This window comes from Rathayibacter sp. VKM Ac-2835 (assembly GCF_013266705.1).
GTDB lineage: Bacteria > Actinomycetota > Actinomycetes > Actinomycetales > Microbacteriaceae > Rathayibacter.
Map to the genome: position 1 here is coordinate 801,091 of NZ_JABSNQ010000002.1, position 18,141 is coordinate 819,231.

The following is an 18,141-nucleotide window of genomic DNA, read 5'->3' on the forward strand; positions in this document are numbered from 1 at the left end:
TACGCTGGACAGATGACCCTCGATCGAGCCCTTCCCGCACGCCCGGACACCGGGATGGCGTACGCCGATTCGGTGCTCGACCTGATCGGCGACACCCCGCTGGTGAAGCTCGGCCCGGTCGCCTCCGGCGTGCAGGCCACCGTCCTGGTCAAGGTCGAGTACCTCAACCCCGGCGGCTCCTCGAAGGACCGCATCGCGACGCGCATCATCGACGCGGCCGAGCGCGACGGGCTCCTGAAGCCCGGCGGCACCATCGTCGAGCCGACCAGCGGCAACACCGGCATCGGCCTGGCCCTCGTCGCGCAGCAGCGCGGCTACCGCTGCGTCTTCGTCCTGCCCGACAAGGTCGGCGAGGACAAGCGGAACGTGCTCACCGCCTACGGTGCCGAGATCGTCGTCACCCCGACGGCCGTCGCGCCCGAGGACCCGGACTCCTACTACTCCGTCTCGGACCGCCTGGCGCGCGAGATCCCGGGCGCCTTCAAGCCCAACCAGTACGCGAACCTCAACGGGCCGCTCAGCCACTACGAGACCACCGGTCCCGAGATCTGGCGCGACACCGCCGGCAAGCTCACCCACTTCGTCGCGGGCGTCGGCACCGGCGGCACCATCAGCGGCGTCGGCCGCTATCTCAAGGAGGTGTCGGAGGGCCGCGTGCAGATCGTCGGCGCCGACCCGGAGGGCTCGGTCTACTCCGGCGGCGGCGGGCGCCCGTACCTGACCGAGGGCGTCGGCGAGGACTTCTGGCCGAGCGCCTACGACCCGAGCGTGGTGGACCGCATCATCGCCTCCAGCGACGCCGAGTCGTTCGCGATGACCCGCCGGCTCGCCCGCGAGGAGGGCCTGCTGGTCGGCGGCTCGAGCGGCCTCGCCGTCTCGGTCGCGCTCAAGGCGGCCGCCGAGCTCGGACCCGACGACGTGGTCGTCGTGCTGCTCCCCGACGGCGGGCGCGGCTACCTCGGCAAGATCTTCAACGACCGCTGGATGCGCTCCTACGGCTTCCTCGAGCACCGCGAGGAGGGCACGGTCCGCGACGTGCTCTCGGCCCGCGCCGCGAACCCGAGCACGGGCGACCTGCCGGCCCTCGTGCACGTGCACCCCAGCGACACGGTCCGCGACGCGATCGAGATCATGACCACCTACGGTGTCTCGCAGCTGCCCGTCCTCACCGCCGAGCCGCCGGTCGTGATGGGCGAGGTCGTCGGCGCCGTCGACGAGCGCGAGCTGCTCGACCGCGTCTTCAGCGGTGCGACCTCGATGACCGATCCGATCGGCCCCTGGGCCGGCGATGCGCTCCGCCTGATCGGCCTCGGCGAGAGCATCACGGCCGCCCGCGCCGCTCTGAGCGAGGCGAACGCCCTGCTCGTCACCGACGAGGGCAAGCCCGTCGCCGTGATCACCCGGCAGGACCTCCTGTCGTTCGCGACGGCCTGAGCGCCGTTCCCCCTCCCCTTCTTCTCCACCCCTCGACCCGGAAAGCCCGCGACCATGCCCAAGAAGCAGCACTTCGACACCCGTGCCATCCACGCCGGTCAGGAGTTCGACCCGACCACCGGCGCGGTCGTCCCGCCCGTCTACATGACGTCGACCTTCGTCCAGGACGGGATCGGCGGCTTCCGCGGCGGCTACGAGTACGCCCGCTCGGCGAACCCGACCCGCGACTCCCTGCAGGAGCTGATCGCCTCGCTCGAGGGCGCGGACGTCGCCTACTCGTTCTCCTCCGGCCTCGCCGCCGAGGACACTCTGATCCGGGCGGCGCTCGCTCCCGGCGACCACATCGTGCTCGGCAACGACGCCTACGGCGGAAGCCACCGGCTGATCGACCGGGTGCACGCGGCCTGGGGCATCTCCAACACCGCGGTCGACATGTCGAACCTGCGCGAGGTGCAGCACGCCATCCGCCCCGGCGAGACCAAGATGCTCTGGGTCGAGACGCCGTCGAACCCGCTGATGACCATCAGCGACATCGCGGAGCTGGCCGACCTGGCGCACGCGCACGACCTGATCGTCGTCGTCGACAACACCTTCGCCTCCTCGGCGCTGCAGCAGCCGCTCGCGCTCGGCGCCGACGTGGTCGTGCACTCGACGACGAAGTACCTCGGCGGGCACTCGGACGTGGTCGGCGGGGCGCTCGCCCTGCGCTCCGGCCCGCTCGCGGAGAAGATCGGCTTCCTGCAGTTCGCGGTCGGCGCGATCTCCGGACCGATGGACGCGTGGCTGACCGTGCGCGGCATCAAGACGCTCGCGATCCGGATGGAGCGCCACTCGAAGAACGCCCAGGCGGTCGCCGAGTTCCTCGCCGAGCACTCCGCCGTCACGGCCGTGCACTACCCGGGGCTGCCCACGCACCCGGGGCACGAGCTGGCGAAGCGCCAGATGTCGGGCTTCGGCGGCATGCTCTCGGTCGAGCTGGCGACCCCGCGGGCGGCGCGGAAGTTCGCCGAGTCGACCGAGCTGTTCCAGCTGGCGGAGTCGCTGGGCGGCGTCGAGTCGCTGATCGGCTACCCGAGCGAGATGACGCACGCGTCCGTGAAGGGCACGCCGCTCGAGGTGTCGGAGTCGCTGGTGCGGCTCTCGGTCGGCATCGAGGACCCGAGCGACCTGATCGCGGACCTCTCGGCGGCCCTGCCGAAGAAGTAGCGGCGGAGCCGGAGGTGCGTGCGGACTGGCGCTCCTCCGGCGGCCCGTGGCAGTTCTTCGAGGGACGCGGTGATCCTGCCACTGCGACGATCGGAGGCATGATCTCCTCCGCGCGCCGCCTCGTCGATCTCAGCCACACCGTCGCGGACGGCCTGGTGACCTACCCCGGTCTGCCCGCCCCGCGGATCCGGCCGCACCTCACGCGGGAGGACTCGCGCGCCGCGTATGCCCCGGGCACCGAGTTCGCGATGGACGTCATCGAGATGATCGGCAACACCGGCACCTACCTCGACAGCCCGTTCCACCGCTACGAGGGCGGCGCCGACCTGGCCGGACTCGACCTCGAGACGCTGGTCGACCTCCCCGCCGTCGTCGTCGACGCGCGCGCGGCAGGACAGCGCGGGATCGACCGCGACGTGCTCGACGGCCTCGACGTCTCCGGCGCCGCCGTGCTGCTCTCGACCGGCTGGGACGCGCACTTCGCCACGCCCGGGTACGCGAGCGGCGCGCCCTTCCTCACGGCGGCCGGCGCCGAGGCGCTGATCGCCGGCGGCGCGGTGCTCGTCGGGATCGACTCGCTCAACATCGACGACGTCGAGGGCGTCGGCGAGCGGCCCGCCCACAGCCTGCTCCTCGCCGCGGGAGTGCACGTCGTCGAGCACCTCACCGGCCTCGAGCAGCTCCCCGCTACGGGCGCCCGCTTCACCGCGGTGCCGCCCAAGGTGAGCGGCTTCGGCACCTTCCCGGTGCGGGCCTACGCGGTCGTCGGCGGCCGCTGAGACCACGGGCGTCCAGGGGCGCCTGACTATCCTGGATCGATGCATCCCGCCCTCGCCGCGCTCGGCCGACGTCTCCGGCCCCGCACGCGCCTCGCCGCGCTGGGGGCCCGGATCCGCCCGCGCACCCGCCTGCTCCGCCTCGCGCGCGGTGCGCGATCCGCGCCGCAGAGCCTCCGCGCGCGCCGCGCCGCGGCCGTCGCCGCCCGCCCGATCGACCACCCGCGCTCGCTCGCCTTCCGCCGCGAGCTGCTCGGCCTCGACCTCGCCAACCGCGTCTCCCGCCGCCCGGTCGTCGACCCGGCCGGCGAGGTCGTCGTCACGATGACCACCCACGGCGAGCGCATCCAGCGCGTCCACGTGGCGATCGAGTCGATCGCCCGCGGGACCGTCCGCCCGGCCCGGCTGGTGCTCTGGCTCGACGATCCCGCGCTGTTCGCCGCGCTGCCCGCGAGCCTCCGCCGCCTGCGCCGCCGCGGCCTCGAGATCCGGCTGGTCGACGGCTACCGCGTGCACACCAAGTACTACCCGCACCTGCTCTCCGGGCGGGCGGGCGAGCGCGACCTGGTCACCTCGGACGACGACATCGTCTATCCGCGCACCTGGCTCCGCGGCCTGCTCGACGCCCGCTCGCGCTATCCGCGCGAGACGGTGCTCTGCTACCGCGCGCACCGGGTGCTCGTCGCCGACGGCGTCGTCGCTCCGTACACGAGCTGGCCGCCGGTGGCGGACACGCGGGCTTCGTTCGACGTCTTCGGCACGTCGGTGTCGGGGCAGCTGTTCCCGAGCGAGCTGATGGTCGCGATCGCGGAGCACGGCGACGCCTTCCGCGAGGTCGCCCCCGACGCCGACGACATCTGGCTGCACGTGCGCGCGGTGGACGCGGGCTACCGCGTCGCGCAGATCGAGCCGGCGGCCGAGCTCTTCCCGTTCGTCCCGCGCACGCAGCAGACCGGCCTCTATCTCGTCAACTACTGGGACGGCGGCAACGACCGCCAGGCCGGCGCCAGCTACACGCCCGAGGTCACCGCCCGCATCGCCACGGACGCCGCCCGGCAGGGGGCGACCGCATGAGACTCCTCTTCCTCAGCAACCTCTACCCGCCGCAGGTGCTCGGCGGCTACGAGATGACCTGCGCCCGCGTCGCGGAGGCGATGGCCGCGCGCGGCCACGACGTGCGGGTGCTGACCACGCCGACCTACCTGCCGCCCGAGCCGTCCGGCGTCGAGGTGCACCGCACGCTGAGCCTGCGCACCTACTTCCCGCTGCCGCAGACCGGCGGCGAGATCGCCCAGCTGATGCACCACGAGAGCGCGGTGTCGCGGTTCGAGAACACCCGGATCCTGCTCGAGGAGCTGCGCGACTTCGCCCCGACGCACGTGGTCGCCTTCAACCTGCTCGGGATCGGCGGGCTCGCGATCGTCGACCTGCTGCGCCGGGTCGAGGCGGGCTGGATGTGGAACCTCGGCGACCGCACGCCGAACGCGCTCGTCGACGGGCTCTCGGCCACGGTGCTGTCGGTCTACGGAGCCGACCGGGTCGACCACTTCGACCGCGGCGAGATCGTGGCGGTGAGCCGCTCGCTCGTCGAGGCGATCGAGGCGGGCGGGCTCGAGCTCGGCGAGGTCGAGGTGATCGGCCGCGGCGTCGTCGTGCCCGCCGACGACGGCCCGCGGGAGTACCGGGAGGGCGGCGTCACGCGCTTCACCTTCGCGGCGTCGCTCGGCGAGCACAAGGGCGTCGATCTCGTGCTCGAGGCGTCGGCCGCGCTCGCGGAGCGCACCCGCGACTTCCGGGTCGACCTCTACGGCGACGGCGACGTGGACGGCTATCGTGCCCGGGCCGAGTCGCTGGGGCTCGAGGGCGTCCTGACCTTCCACGGGGCGCGCCCCCGCGACGAGGTGCTGGCCGCGCACGGCCGCGCCGACGCCTTCCTCTTCCCCACCTGGGCGGGCGAGCCCTTCGGCGTCGCGCCGGTGGAGGCGGCCGCGGCCGGCTGCGTGCCGATCGTGACCGCCGCCAGCGGAGTCGCCGAGTTCCTCGTCGACGGGGTCGACTGCGTCAAGATCCGCCGCTCGGCGCCCGCGCTGCTCGAGGCGATGAGCGACGTGGTGACGGGCGCGACCGACCTCGAGGCCCTCGGCCGGCGGGGGCGCGCGGCGGCCCGCGGACCGCTCTCGTTCGAGCGCTCGATCGAGCTGCTCGAGCGGTCGCTGGAGCGCCGCTCGCGACCGGGCCTCGCCGAGCGCGTGGCCGACACGGCCCTCGAGGCCGAGATCATGGACAAGGACCACCGCGCGATGGACGTGCTCCACCGCCGCTTCTCGGGACGGGACGACGAATGACCGACGACCACGACTTCAGGGCCGACCCCGCCTCCGCGCCGACCCGCTTCGGCCGGGGCGGTGTCGCGCTGCGCGAGGCGGTGCACCGGATGGTCGCGCCGTACTTCGAGCAGGCGCGGCTGCGCACCGAGGAGGTGCGCGAGGAGGTCGCGGGCGTCCGCGGCGAGCTCGCGGGGCTGCGGGAGGAGCTCGCGGCGGTGCGCGCGGAGAACGCGGCGCTGCGCGAGGAGACGGCCGGGCTGCGCTCGGCCCTCGACGAGGACCGGGCCGCGCTGGCGGAGCTGCGCCGCGAGACCGAGGAGTCGCTGGCCGTCACGCCGCCGCTGCTCACCGCGGGCGAATCGCGGACGGCCGACCTCGAGGAGCGCGTCCGCGGCGCCGAGCTCGAGCTGCGCGCGGTGACCCGGCGCCTCGCGGAGGCGCTGGACTCCGCCGAGCAGCTCGATTCCGCCCCCGCCGCCGACTGAGCGCGCGAGCCTCGGATCTCCATGATCCGTTCGGCACTTTCTGCTGGTGATCGGGGGCTGAAGCAGCAGAAAGTGGCGAGCACCTCTGCCGATGCCCCGTTCGGGTCCCCCTTGTCCAGGGCGCAGCGGGCGAGACGACGCGCAGCGGGTTCTGCAGAGCCTCCGGCGCCCGGTTCGGGTCCGCTCGCGTCGTGCCCTCTGAGTCAGGGGACGCCGGCGGGGGTGCACACGGGAACCGGGGCCCGATTCGGGTCCGTTCGTGCTCGTCCTCCCGCATCCGCTCGGCGAGTGACGCGGCGCCTCGCGGAGGCGCTGGACGCGACCGCCTGGGCGGCCCGGGGTCGAGCCCGTGGGACGTCCTCTGCTGGTCCGCGGCGTCCGAGGCGGCAGGATCCGTCCGACGGCGGGGCGGTGCCGTCGCCGGCTCTCAGGCCGGGACGGCCGTGCGGGCCAGCAGCTCCGCGATCCGGCCCGTGCAGCCGCCGCAGCCGGTGCCGGCGCGGGTGGCCGAGCCGATGCAGGCGACGGTGTCGTGGCCCGCGGCGGCCGCGTCCGCGATCGTGCCGGCCGAGACGCCGTTGCACCAGCAGACCGTCGCGTCCGGAGCGAACGGGTCGCCGGTCGGCGCCGCTCCCGCGTCCGGAGCATCCAGCCGCAGCAGGCTCGAGCGGTCGGCCGGCAGCTCGGAGCCGCGCTCGAACAGGAGCGTCAGCTCGGCGCCGACCCGCGGCAGGCCGACCGACACGAAGCCGCGCAGCACTCCGCCGACCGTGACGAGCTTGGCGTAGCCGCCCCGGGCGGGGTCCGCCCACACGGTCACCTCGGGGTGCGGGACGCCGTCGCAGGCGTCCCAGGGCTCGGCCGTCGGGTCGCCGCCCGACACGAGATCGACGCCCTCGGCCTTCAGCATCACCACGGCGGGGCGCGCGGCCGGCACGCGCTCGTCGGCGACGCGACCCGCCGCCTCCGCGACGATGCGGGCCGCGAGGCGGTCGGCCTGCTGCCAGCCCGGCCCGATCAGCCCGCTCGGGCCGCCGGGCACGCGCCCGTCCGGCAGCACCGAGCCGCGGGTCGCGACATGGGCGCAGTCGCCGATCGCGAAGACGCGCGGATCCGTCCAGCTGCGCTGGTGCTCGTCGACGAGGATCCCGGTGGAGACCGCGAGGTCGGCGCTCGTTGCGAGCTCGGTGCGCGCTCCGACACCGCAGGAGAGCACGAGCAGATCACCCTCGATCTGCTTGCCGTCCGCGCAGACCAGTGCCTGGAAGTGCGCGCGCCCGAGGTCGTCGTGGGCGAGCAGGATGCTCTCGGAGCGGGCGTGCGACACCATGTCGACGCCGGCGGCGCGGGCGGCCGCGGCGAGCATCCGCCCGCCGCCGTGGTCGAGGTTCCGCCCCATCGGGATGTCGCCGTGGTAGACGACCACGACGTCGGCGCCCTGCTCGGCGGCCGCGAGCGCGAACTCGACCCCGAGCACTCCGGCGCCGAGCACCACGATGCGGGAGCGGGCGCGCACCGCGTCGAGCACGACGTGCGCGTCGTCGAGGTCGCGCAGTGCGACGACGCGCTCGGGCAGCGGGCTCGCGCCCTGATCGAGCGTCGCGGGCAGCGCCGAGCGCACCCGCCGGTCGCGCCGCGAGCGCTCCATCCCGACGAGGGTCGGCACGTTCGCCCGGGCGCCGGTCGCGAAGACCAGGCGGTCGTAGGGGAGCCGCTCGTCGTCGTGCAGGCGGACGACCCCGCGCGCTCGGTCGAGGCCGACGGCGGCGGCACCGAGGCGGAAGACCACTCCGGCCGCCTCGGCCGTGGCGCGGTCCCCGAGATCGAGCCGCTCGCGGGTCGCCCGGCCGACGGCGTACTCGGCCAGCAGCACGCGGTTGTAGGCGTCCGCGGGCTCGGCGCCGACCACGGTCAGCGCGACCGACCCGGCGCGGACAGCCGGCAGCAGCTCCTCGACGAAGCGCGCGCCCACCGGTCCGTAGCCGAGCAGGACGACCCGCTCGGGCGCGGCGATCCCGTTCTCGGCCGTCGTCGGCTCAGGCATCGAGCACCCCTTCCGCGCGGATCCAGACCCGCGTCCGCTTGAACTCCGGCATCGACGAGATCGGATCGACGACCGCCTCGGTGAGCAGGTTGGCGCACTGCTCGCCCGCGTAGTGGAACGGCAGGAAGACCGTGTCGTGCCGGATGTCGGCCGTGACGCTCGCCCGCGCCCGCACCACCCCGCGCGCGTTGCCGACCGAGACCGGCCCGCCGTCGCGCACGCCGAGCCGGGAGGCGGTGGCGGGGTGGATCTCCAGGCGCGCCTCGGGCCGCGCCGCGTCGAGCTCGGCGACCCGCCGGGTCTGCGTGCCCGACTGGTACTGCTGCAGGTAGCGGCCGGTGATCAGCGTCAGCTCGTCGCCGACGTCGACCGGCGCCGGGGGAGCGGTGCTGACGGCGACCATCCTGGCCCGGCCGTCGGGGTGGCCGAAGCGCTCGCCGAAGAGCCGCGGAGTGCCGGTGCTGCCGGCGGGGTACGGCCAGTACGCGGCGACCCCGGTGTCGAGCAGCGCGTGCGAGAGCCCGGAGTAGTCCGCGACGCCCCCGGCCGAGGCGCGGGCCAGCTCGTCGAACACCTCCGCCGGCTCGGTCGACCAGGTCGAGGGCGCGGCGAGGCGGCGGGCGAGCTCGCTCAGGATCCACAGCTCGCTGCGGACGCCGGCGGGCGGGTCGAGCGCGCGGCGGCGGCGCAGGACGCGGCCCTCGAGCGACGTCATCGTCCCCTCCTCCTCCGCCCACTGCGGCACCGGCAGCACGATGTCGGCCAGGGCCGCCGTCTCGGAGAGGAAGAAGTCGCAGACGACGAGCGTGTCCAGCGCCGAGAGCCCGGCCCGCACGGCGTCGACGTCGGGCGCCGAGACGACCACGTTCGAGCCGTGCACGAGCAGGCAGTGCACCGAGCGGCCGAGCTCGGCGAGCAGTGCGACGGCCGGCAGCCCCGGACCGGGGATCGTCGACGGATCCACGCCCCAGACGTCGGCGACGTGCCGCCGCGCCTCCGGGTCGCGGATCGAGCGGTAGCCGGGGAGCTGGTCGGCCTTCTGCCCGTGCTCGCGACCGCCCTGGCCGTTGCCCTGCCCGGTGAGGGTGCCGTAGCCGGAGCCCGGCCGCCCGACCAACCCGAGCACGAGCGCGAGGTTGATCGCGGCGGTCGCGGTGTCGGTGCCGTCCACGTGCTGCTCGACCCCGCGGCCGGTCAGCACGAAGGCGCGACCGGTGGCGAGGCGGCGGGCGGTGCGGCGGAGCAGCTCGGTCGGCACGCCCGTGACGGAGGCGGTGCGCTCCGGCCACCAGGACGCGACGCTCCTGCGCACCGCGTCGAACCCGGTCGTGCGCGCGGCGAGGTAGTCGCGGTCGGCCAGCTCCTCAGCGAGGACGAGGTGGGTGAGGCCGAGCAGCAGCGCGAGGTCGGTGCCGGGTGCGGGCTGCAGGTGCAGTCCGGCACCGTCCTCGGTGAGCCGGGCGGTGGCGGAGCGGCGCGGATCGACGACGATCAGCCCGCCGCGCGAGCGCGCCCCGGCCAGGTGCGCCAGGAACGGCGGCATGGTCGCCGCGACGTTCGAGCCGAGCAGCAGGATCGAGTCGGCCTCGTCGAGGTCGGTCACCGGGAACGGCAGCCCGCGGTCGACGCCGAAGGCCCGGTTGCCGGCGGCGGCGGCCGAGGACATGCAGAACCGGCCGTTGTAGTCGATCCGCGAGGTGCCGAGCGCGACCCGTGCGAACTTGCCCAGCTGGTAGGCCTTCTCGTTCGTCAGCCCGCCGCCGCCGAAGACCGCGACCGCGTCCGCTCCGTGCCGCTGCTGCGCCGTCGTGACGGCCGCCGCGACCGCGTCGAGCGCCTCCTCCCAGGAGACCTCGGTGAAGGTGCCGTCCGATCCGCGCATCAGCGGTGCGCGCAGGCGCTGGTTGCCCGCGAGCAGCTCCGCGGCCGTCCAGCCCTTCGCGCAGAGCCCGCCCCGGTTGGTCGGGAACTCCCGCCCCGCGATGCTCACCGGCGTCGGGTCGTCGACCCGGGTCAGCGTCATCGCGCACTGCAGGGCGCAGTACGGGCAGTGCGAGTCGGTCGGGGCGGGTGCGGCGGTCATCGTCAGATCCGGGTCCCCGTCTTCGCGGCCAGGCGGAGGTAGACGCCCGCCGTGATCGCGAGCATCACCGCGTAGGCGGCGACGAACCAGCCGAGCGCCGTCGTGTAGTCGCCGAAGGTCGTCTTCGAGTAGCCGAGCAGCTGCGGGATGACGAACCCGCCGTAGGCGCCGATCGCCGAGATCAGGCCGAGCGCCGCGGCGGAGGTGCGCTGCGCGCCGACCCCGTCGTCGCCCTTCTGCCGGGCGCGCAGGGCGAAGACGGTCGGGATCATCCGGTAGGTCGCGCCGTTGCCGATGCCCGCCGAGGCGAACAGCACGAGGAAGCCGAGGAGGAACAGCCAGAAGCTGCCGAGCGGCAGCGTCGCGATGACGAAGAGGATCCCGGCGCCCATGGCGACGAACGCGGCGATCGTCACGGGTGCGCCGCCGAAGCGGTCGGCGAGCCGGCCGCCGTAGGGCCGCGAGAGCGAGCCGACCAGGGCGCCGAGGAAGGCGAGGGTGAGCGTCGCGGAGCCGACGGTGAAGCCGGAGAACTCGGGGAAGGTGTCGACGATCAGCTTGGGGAAGACGCCGGCGAAGCCGATGAACGAGCCGAAGGTGCCGATGTAGAGCACCGCGAGCAGCCAGAGGTGCGGCTCGCGCAGCGCGGCGAGGGAGGCGGCGACGTCGGCCTTCGCGGTCGAGAGGTTGTCCATCCGCTTCCAGGCCCCGATCATCGCGACGACGATCAGCGGCACCCAGATGAGGCCGGCGAGCGGCAGGTTCACCGTCGCCGCGGCGCCGATCGTGACGGCGATCGGCACGATCAGCTGCGCCACCGAGGCGCCGAGGTTGCCGCCCGCGGCGTTCAGGCCGAGCGCGTAGCCCTTCTGCGCGTACGGGTAGAAGAAGGTGATGTTGGCCATCGAGCTGGCGAAGTTGCCGCCGCCGAAGCCGGCCAGCGCGGCGACCAGCAGCATCACGCCGAACGGCGTGTCCGGGTTCCCCACCGCGATGGCGAGTCCGATGCTCGGGATGAGCAGGAGGCCGGCCGAGACGATCGTCCAGTTCCGTCCGCCGAAGCGGGGGACCATGAAGGTGTACGGGATGCGCAGCGTCGCGCCGACGAGGCTCGGCATCGAGATCAGCCAGAAGATCTCGCCGGTGCTGAAGTCGAAGCCGGCCGCGGGCAGCTGGACGACCACGACCGACCAGAGCTGCCAGACGACGAAGCCGAGGAACTCGGCGAAGATCGACCAGCGCAGGTTGCGGCCGGCGACGCCGCGCCCCTCCGCCTGCCACTGCGCGGGGTCCTCGGGGTTCCAGCCGTCGATCCAGCGGCCGGGACGGCGGGTGAGGCCCGACGGGGTGGTCGTCGCGGGGCCGGTGGTGGCGGCGGCGGTGGTGGGCGGTGCAGCAGTCATCGGATCCTCCGGGGAGTGGGCGCGGGCGCGCCGAAGAGAGTGCGGGGAGTGAGGGCGTCGGGCGGTCGAGCGCTTACGCGCTGCGGCCGAAGAGCTCGGAGACGATGTCGACCAGCTCGCGCGCGGGCGGGTCGACGGCGGTGAGCAGCGGGGCGGTGGCGAGGTCGGCGCCCGCCGAGGCGGCGAGCGAGGCGAAGTAGCCGGGGGCGAGGAGGTAGGTGGAGACCAGCACGCGGGCGCCGGGGTGGGCGGCGCGCTCGGCGGTCACCGCCTCCGGGACGCGCGGCTCGGCGGCCGAGATGAAGGAGACGGCGACGTCGCGGCCGAGCTCGGCGGCCAGGAGGCGGCCGGTGGCCCAGCAGTCGGCGACCGCACCGGCATCGCTCGAGCCGGCCGCGGCCAGCACGACGCGGTCGCCGTCGGCGAGTCCCGCCTCGCGCAGACGGCGGGCCAGGACGCGGGCGAGCCGGGGGTCCGGGCCCAGGGCGCCGGTCACGCGGACGGGGCGGTCCGCCTCCGCCGCTGCCTCGGCGAGGTCGACGTGCACGTGGTAGCCGGCCGAGAGCAGCAGCGGCACGACGACGGCCGGGCGTTCGGGCTCGAGGGTGCCGAGGGAGGCCGGCACGTCGGGCTGCTGCACGTCGACGAAGGAGTCGAGGACGTCCGCGGCGGGGTTCGCCTCGCGCACGGCCTGGACCAGCGCGGCGACCGCAGTGCGGCCGTCGTCGTCGGAGGTGCCGTGCGAGGCGCAGACCAGCGCGGTCCGCTGCGCGACCTCGATCACGCCGCCCGTCTCCCGCACGCTCCAGGTGGCGAGGTGCAGCCGCGGCGAGGTGTAGCAGACGCCCGTCTCGAGGTCGAAGACGTCCTTGTGCAGGGGCGAGGCGATCGTCGCCCGCTGCACGCCGTCGACCGCGCGGGAGCCGACGATGCCGCGGGAGAGCACGGCCGCGCCGGTCGCGGGGTCGAGGTTGGAGACGGCGAAGACGCGGCCGTCGGGAAGGAGGAAGAGCGCGAGCTGCACACCGCCGACGAGAGCGGCCTCGCCCCAGAGCGGCTCGAGCTCGAGCCGGTTGCAGACGGGGACCCAGGTCGCGGCCGGAGCGGTGCCGGCCGGAGCGGTGCGGCCCGGGACGTGCTGATCGAGGAGGGTCATCGTCCCGCCTTCCGAGAGGAGTGCCGTCCGCGGCCGGTCGGCGGCGGTGAGGCCCACGGTAGAGAGCCCACGTTTCGCGGGAGCACCCCTCCGGAGTCACGGGCGTAACGAAGCCCTCACGATGCCGGTCCGCTGTCGTGAGAGGTCGGTCACACGACGTTACGCAGGGGCAACGGGGGCGAAACCGCGCCTGCCTACGGTGGAGCCCATGACATCCCGAGGTGCGATCCCCACCGGCCCCCGACGCGTGCTCGTCGTCGGCGCCGGCCCCGCCGCCCACCGCCTGGTCGACGCGCTCGTCGCCCGGGCCGGCGCCACCGCCCTCGAGATCACCGTCTTCGGGGAGGAGGCGCACCACCCCTACGACCGCGTCGCCCTCTCCAAGCGCCTCGAGGGGATGACCGACCTCACCCTCGGCGACGGCGCGCTCTGGGAGTCGGCGACGCTCGTCACCTCCTCCCGCGTCGTGGCGCTCGACCCGGAGCGCTGCCGCGTGCAGCTCGCCGACGGCCGCTGGTTCGAGGGCGACGAGATCGTGCTGGCCACCGGCTCCTCCGCCACCGTGCCGCCGATCGAGGGCGCCGAGCACGGCCGCGTCTACCGCACCCTCGAGGACGTCGACGGCCTCGTCGCCGACCTCGCCGCCTTCCGCGACCGCCGCGGCCGCCCGGCCAGCGTGGTCGTCGTCGGCGGCGGCCTCCTCGGCCTCGAGGCCGCGGGCGGCGCGCACCGGCTCGGTGCGCGCACCGCGCTGATCCACTCCGGCCGCTGGCTGATGAGCGCCCAGCTCGACGAGGGCGCGGGGCAGGCGCTCGGCCGCATCATCGCGGCCCAGGGCGTCACGCTGCACCTGGGCAACCGGCCCACCGCCGTCCTCACCTCGCCGCAGGGCACGGTGCTCGGCGTCACGATGACCGACGGCACCAGCATCGGCGCCGACATGGTCGTCTTCTCGATCGGCATCACGGCGCGCGACGAGCTCGCCCGCGCGGTCGGCATCGAGGTCGCGCCCCGCGGCGGCGTCGTCGTCGACGAGGCCTGCCGCACCAGCCGCCCGCACGTCTGGGCGATCGGCGAGGTCGCCGCGATCGACGGCCGCACCGTCGGCCTCGTCGCCCCCGCCAACGCGATGGCCGAGGTCGTCGCCGACCGCCTGCTCGGCGGCGACGCGACCTTCCCGGGCGTGGACGACGCGACGAAGCTCAAGCTCTCCGGGGTCGAGGTCGCCAGCTTCGGCGACGCGCTCGGCGCGGGGGAGGGGGCGCTCGAGGTCGTCTACGCCGATCCCGCCCGCGGGCTCTACCAGAAGATCGTCGTCTCGGACGACGCGCGCACCCTGCTCGGCGGCATGTTCGTCGGCGACGCGGGGCCCTACTCCTCGCTCCGCCCGCTGCTCGGCCGCGAGCTGCCCGCGGAGCCGAGCGCCTACCTCGCGGCGGCCGGCGGCGAGGCGCCCTCGGGCGATCTGCCCGACGACGCGCAGCTCTGCTCCTGCAACAACGTCTCCGTCGGCGACGTCCGCCACGCGATCGGCGAGGGCTGCACCGAGCTCGGCCCGCTGAAGGCCTGCACCCGCGCCGGCACCCAGTGCGGCTCCTGCGTGCCGCTGGTGAAGAAGCTGCTCGACACCGAGCTCACCCGCGCCGGCGTCGAGGTGTCGCGCGCGCTCTGCGAGCACGTTTCGCTGAGCCGGAGCGAGCTGTTCGAATCGGTCCGGATCCTCGGCCTGTCCTCGGCCGAGCAGGTGATGGAGCGCTTCGGCTCGGGCCTGGGTTGCGATGTCTGCAAGCCGGTGATCGCCTCCGTGCTCGCGACCCAGATCAACGGCTACATCCTCGACGCCGGCCAGGCGCCGCTCCAGGACACCAACGACCGCGCGCTCGCCAACATGCAGAAGGACGGCACCTACTCCGTCGTCCCGCGGGTGCCCGGCGGCGAGATCACGCCGGCCAAGCTCAAGGTGATCGCCGAGGTCGCCGAGCAGTACGGCCTCTACACGAAGATCACCGGCGGCCAGCGGATCGACATGTTCGGCGCGCGCCTCGAGCAGCTCCCCGAGATCTGGCGGATCCTCGTCGACGCCGGGATGGAGTCGGGCCAGGCCTACGGCAAATCGCTGCGCACCGTGAAGTCCTGCGTCGGCTCGACCTGGTGCCGCTACGGCGTGCAGGACGCGGTGGGCATGGCGATCCTCCTGGAGGAGCGCTACCGCGGCCTGCGCTCGCCGCACAAGTTCAAGCTCGGGGTCAGCGGCTGCGCCCGGGAGTGCGCCGAGGCGCGCGGGAAGGACATCGGCGTGATCGCGACCGACACCGGCTGGAACCTCTACGTCGGCGGCAACGGCGGCTACCAGCCGGCCCACGCGCAGCTGCTCGCCCAGGACCTCGACGACGAGACGCTCGTGCGCTACATCGACCGCTACGTCATGTACTACGTCCGCACGGCCGAGCGCCTGCAGCGGACCGCGCGCTGGCAGGAGGACCTGCCCGGCGGCCTCGACCACGTCAAGGAGGTGGTCTGCGAGGACTCGCTCGGGATCGCGGCCGAGCTGGAGGCGGCGATGGCGACCCACGTCGACACCTACGTGGACGAGTGGGCGGCGACGCTCGCGGACCCGGACCGGCTGCGCCGCTTCCGCTCCTTCGTCAACGCGCCCGACACCGCGGATCCGCGGGTGAGCACGGTCCGCGAGCGCGGGCAGAGCCGGCCGGCGGGGCGCGACGAGCGCTCGGACGGGCCGGTGCTCGTGGCCGGGACGTCGATCCCGATCGGGCCGGGCGCGGTCTCGGTGGTGGGGCCGTCGGCGTCGGTGCCGGCGCCCGCGACGCTCGCGCCGTTCGCTCCCTCTGCTCCCGGATCGGAGGCGTGATGCAGCTCTCCGTCGATCTCACCGGCCGCCGCGTCCTCGTCGTCGGCAGCGTCGCCGGCACCCGCCGCGTGCTCGCCCGCCACCGCGCGGCCGGCGCCCGGGTCGAGCGCTGGGACGCGGACGACGCGCTGTGCGTGCGCCTCGCCTCTGCGTCGCTCCTGCCCGCGGCCCGCCCCGCCCTGCTCGTCTGGGTCGAGGGAGCCGGATCCCTCCGATCCGCCGCGGCCGCCGAGGCCGCGCGGCACGGGGTCTGGCTGGTCGACGAGGAGCCGGCCGCGTGCCGCTCCGTCGGCCATGTGAGCATCGTCGGCGGCGGCCCCGGCGACCCCGAGCTGATGACGCTCGCCGCGCACCGGGCCCTCCGCGAGGCCGACGTCGTGCTCTTCGACCGCCTGGGCCCGCACGACGGCCTCGCCGACTGGGCGCCCGGCGCCGAGCTGATCGACGTCGGCAAGACCCCCGGCCACCACGCCGTGCCGCAGCACGAGATCGAGCGGCTGATGGTCTCCCGCGCCCTCGACGGACTCGACGTCGTCCGGCTGAAGGGCGGCGACCCGTTCGTCTTCGGCCGCGGGTCGGAGGAGGTGCGCGCCTGCCGCGTCGCCGGCGTCCCGTTCACGATCGTCCCCGGTGTCACGAGCGCGATCTCGGTCCCCGCCGCCGCAGGCATCCCCGTCACCCACCGCGAGGTGAGCCGCGCCTTCACCGTCGTCTCGGGCCACGCGCCCTTCAGCGAGGAGGAGCTGGGGCACCTGGCCGGGCTGGGCGGGACGCTGGTCGTGCTGATGGGCGTGAACACGCTCCCGCACCTCGTCGCGGGACTGCAGCGCGCCGGGATGCCGGCCGGCATGCCGCTGGCGATCGTCGAGCGCGGCTGGTCGCACGCCCAGCGCACCACGATCTCCTCCGTCGGCGGGGTGCTCGGCCTGCTCGCCGAGCTGGCGCCGCGCTCGCCCGCGGTCATCGTGATCGGCGAGGTGGTGCGCCAGGCGGCGTGCGATGATGCTCGGGATCCCGAGAGCATCGCCCGCGCGGTCGATGCACTCACCCTGTGACCGCCCGAGGGGGCCGCTGATGACCGGCACCGAGGCGAGCGGTTTCGAGGCGACCGGCGGGAGTGCGGCCGGTGCTGAGGCGACCGGTGCCGTCAGGACCGCGAGCGCCGGGCCCGGCGCCGACGGGCCCGACGCCGACGCCGCCTCGCCCGGCTTCCGGCCCGACCAGCTCGTCGGCTTCCGGATCGGCGTCACCTCCGACCGCCGCTCCGAGGACCTGATCGCCGCGTTCGAGCGCCGCGGCGCCGACGTCACCCACGCGCCCACCATCCGGATGCGCGGCGTCGACACCGAGGGTGTCCTCGAGGAGGAGACCCGCGCGATCGTCGCGGCCCGGCCCGACGTGCTGCTCGCGACCACCTCCTACGGCATGCGCCGCTGGCTCGAGGCGGCCGACGCCGCCGGTCTCGGCGACGACCTGACCGACGCTCTCTCCGACGCCCGGATCCTCGTCCGCGGCCCGAAGGCACGCGGGGCTGTCCGCGCCGCCGGCCTCGACGACCACGGCATGAGCGAGCGCGAGACCACCACCTCCCTCGTCGACCTCGCCCTGCGCGAGGGCGCCGCCGGCCGCACCGTCGCCGTCCAGCTGCACGGCTTCACCGACCCGGCGCAGCTGCAGCGCCTCACCGACGCCGGCGCGACCGTCCTCACCGCCGCCCCCTACCGCTGGAGCGCGCACGAGGACTCGGCCCGCGTCCTCCGGCTGATCGAGGCGATCTGCTGCGGCGGCCTCGACGCCGTCACCTTCACCAGCGCCCCCGCCGTCGAGGCGCTCTTCACCGTCGCAGAGGCGGCCGGCCGGCTGGACGAGCTCCAGGCCGCCTTCCGCGAGACCGTCGTCGCGGCCGCCGTCGGCCCGGTCACCGCCGCGCCCCTCGTCGACGCGCAGATCCTGCCGATCGTCCCCGACCGCTTCCGGATGGGCGCGCTCATCCGCCTCACCTGCGAGCACCTCGAGCAGTCCGCCCCCCGCATCGACACCGACTTCGGGCCCCTCGAGCTGCGCGGCCGGCACGCCCTGCTCGCGGGCACCCGCGTCGCCCTCACCCCCGTCGCCCTGGCGCTCTTCCGCACCCTGGTCGCCGCCGAGGGCGCCACCGTCGCCCGCTCCGTCCTCGCCGCCGCCGCCCCCGAGCCCCTCGACGACCACGCCGTCGACGTCGCCATCAGCCGCCTCCGCCAGACCCTCCCGGAGCCGCGCCTCGTCGCCACCGTGATCAAGCGCGGCTTCCGCCTGTCCGTTCCCCGCTAGGCCCGCGGGCCTCCGCACGGCCGCCTGCGGCGTTGTCGTCGGGCGCGA

The 18,141-nt window shown here is 74.8% G+C and carries 13 protein-coding genes; 9 read left to right on the top strand and 4 right to left on the bottom strand.

Annotated elements, in window-relative coordinates; translation table 11 throughout:
• Positions 1-54: 54 nt before the first annotated feature.
• From HRK28_RS11595 to HRK28_RS11620, 6 genes are all read left to right on the top strand, one after another.
• On the top strand, positions 55-1,434 hold the full coding sequence (locus HRK28_RS11595; RefSeq protein WP_160091419.1) for a cystathionine beta-synthase: 1,380 nt from the start codon (positions 55-57) through the stop codon (positions 1,432-1,434).
• Between the two features lie 54 nt (positions 1,435-1,488).
• Positions 1,489-2,640: a cystathionine gamma-synthase gene (locus tag HRK28_RS11600; protein WP_160090580.1), complete on the top strand. Its 1,152-nt coding sequence runs from the start codon at positions 1,489-1,491 to the stop codon at positions 2,638-2,640.
• A gap of 98 nt (positions 2,641-2,738) precedes the next feature.
• Positions 2,739-3,419, top strand: coding sequence for a cyclase family protein (locus HRK28_RS11605; protein ID WP_173251612.1), 681 nt, complete (start codon positions 2,739-2,741; stop codon positions 3,417-3,419).
• 39 nt (positions 3,420-3,458) lie between these two features.
• The gene (locus tag HRK28_RS11610; protein ID WP_173251614.1) at positions 3,459-4,490 is read left to right on the top strand and encodes a glycosyltransferase; all 1,032 of its coding nucleotides are present in this window, start codon (positions 3,459-3,461) and stop codon (positions 4,488-4,490) included.
• Positions 4,487-5,761: a glycosyltransferase family 4 protein gene (locus HRK28_RS11615; protein ID WP_173251616.1), complete on the top strand. Its 1,275-nt coding sequence runs from the start codon at positions 4,487-4,489 to the stop codon at positions 5,759-5,761. The genes HRK28_RS11610 and HRK28_RS11615 overlap by 4 nt, the downstream gene beginning before the upstream one ends.
• Positions 5,758-6,228 carry a hypothetical protein gene (locus tag HRK28_RS11620; protein ID WP_160090576.1) on the top strand — a complete coding sequence of 157 codons (471 nt, stop codon included), beginning with the start codon at positions 5,758-5,760 and terminating at the stop codon, positions 6,226-6,228. The genes HRK28_RS11615 and HRK28_RS11620 overlap by 4 nt, the downstream gene beginning before the upstream one ends.
• Positions 6,229-6,655: 427 nt before the next feature.
• On the opposite strand, the gene HRK28_RS11625 is transcribed toward HRK28_RS11620, so the two are convergent.
• The 4 genes from HRK28_RS11625 to nirD all read right to left on the bottom strand — a co-directional run bounded on the left by HRK28_RS11625 (position 6,656) and on the right by nirD (position 12,914).
• On the bottom strand, positions 6,656-8,272 hold the full coding sequence (locus tag HRK28_RS11625) for an NAD(P)/FAD-dependent oxidoreductase (RefSeq protein WP_173251618.1): 1,617 nt from the start codon (positions 8,270-8,272) through the stop codon (positions 6,656-6,658).
• Positions 8,265-10,355, bottom strand: coding sequence for a molybdopterin oxidoreductase family protein (locus tag HRK28_RS11630; protein WP_173251619.1), 2,091 nt, complete (start codon positions 10,353-10,355; stop codon positions 8,265-8,267). The genes HRK28_RS11625 and HRK28_RS11630 overlap by 8 nt, the downstream gene beginning before the upstream one ends.
• Before the next feature lie 2 nt (positions 10,356-10,357).
• On the bottom strand, positions 10,358-11,758 hold the full coding sequence (locus tag HRK28_RS11635) for an MFS transporter (RefSeq protein WP_160090573.1): 1,401 nt from the start codon (positions 11,756-11,758) through the stop codon (positions 10,358-10,360).
• A gap of 73 nt (positions 11,759-11,831) precedes the next feature.
• Positions 11,832-12,914 carry a nitrite reductase small subunit NirD gene (nirD, locus tag HRK28_RS11640; RefSeq protein ID WP_173251621.1) on the bottom strand — a complete coding sequence of 361 codons (1,083 nt, stop codon included), beginning with the start codon at positions 12,912-12,914 and terminating at the stop codon, positions 11,832-11,834.
• A 208-nt stretch (positions 12,915-13,122) separates the two neighbouring features.
• On the opposite strand from nirD, the gene nirB reads away from it, so the two are divergent.
• From nirB to HRK28_RS11655, 3 genes are read left to right on the top strand one after another with little or no spacing between them, the layout of a single operon-like run.
• On the top strand, positions 13,123-15,783 hold the full coding sequence (nirB, locus tag HRK28_RS11645) for a nitrite reductase large subunit NirB (protein WP_173251622.1): 2,661 nt from the start codon (positions 13,123-13,125) through the stop codon (positions 15,781-15,783).
• Positions 15,783-16,838: a uroporphyrinogen-III C-methyltransferase gene (gene cobA, locus HRK28_RS11650; RefSeq protein WP_173251623.1), complete on the top strand. Its 1,056-nt coding sequence runs from the start codon at positions 15,783-15,785 to the stop codon at positions 16,836-16,838. Before nirB ends, cobA begins: the two co-directional genes overlap by 1 nt.
• Positions 16,839-16,857: 19 nt before the next feature.
• Positions 16,858-18,093: a uroporphyrinogen-III synthase gene (locus HRK28_RS11655; RefSeq protein WP_173251625.1), complete on the top strand. Its 1,236-nt coding sequence runs from the start codon at positions 16,858-16,860 to the stop codon at positions 18,091-18,093.
• Positions 18,094-18,141: the final 48 nt, after the last annotated feature.

Excerpts from the sequence above, each read along its gene's own strand:
- HRK28_RS11630 (WP_173251619.1), bottom strand. The coding sequence starts at position 10,355 with ATGACCGCCGCACCCGCCCCGACCGACTCGCACTGCCCGTACTGCGCC.
- HRK28_RS11620 (WP_160090576.1), top strand. The coding sequence starts at position 5,758 with ATGACCGACGACCACGACTTCAGGGCCGACCCCGCCTCCGCGCCGACC.
- HRK28_RS11615 (WP_173251616.1), top strand. The coding sequence starts at position 4,487 with ATGAGACTCCTCTTCCTCAGCAACCTCTACCCGCCGCAGGTGCTCGGC.
- nirD (WP_173251621.1), bottom strand. The coding sequence starts at position 12,914 with ATGACCCTCCTCGATCAGCACGTCCCGGGCCGCACCGCTCCGGCCGGC.
- nirB (WP_173251622.1), top strand. The coding sequence starts at position 13,123 with ATGACATCCCGAGGTGCGATCCCCACCGGCCCCCGACGCGTGCTCGTC.
- HRK28_RS11610 (WP_173251614.1), top strand. The coding sequence starts at position 3,459 with ATGCATCCCGCCCTCGCCGCGCTCGGCCGACGTCTCCGGCCCCGCACG.
- HRK28_RS11655 (WP_173251625.1), top strand. The coding sequence starts at position 16,858 with ATGACCGGCACCGAGGCGAGCGGTTTCGAGGCGACCGGCGGGAGTGCG.
- HRK28_RS11600 (WP_160090580.1), top strand. The coding sequence starts at position 1,489 with ATGCCCAAGAAGCAGCACTTCGACACCCGTGCCATCCACGCCGGTCAG.
- HRK28_RS11635 (WP_160090573.1), bottom strand. The coding sequence starts at position 11,758 with ATGACTGCTGCACCGCCCACCACCGCCGCCGCCACCACCGGCCCCGCG.
- HRK28_RS11625 (WP_173251618.1), bottom strand. The coding sequence starts at position 8,272 with ATGCCTGAGCCGACGACGGCCGAGAACGGGATCGCCGCGCCCGAGCGG.
- HRK28_RS11605 (WP_173251612.1), top strand. The coding sequence starts at position 2,739 with ATGATCTCCTCCGCGCGCCGCCTCGTCGATCTCAGCCACACCGTCGCG.
- cobA (WP_173251623.1), top strand. The coding sequence starts at position 15,783 with ATGCAGCTCTCCGTCGATCTCACCGGCCGCCGCGTCCTCGTCGTCGGC.
- HRK28_RS11595 (WP_160091419.1), top strand. The coding sequence starts at position 55 with ATGGCGTACGCCGATTCGGTGCTCGACCTGATCGGCGACACCCCGCTG.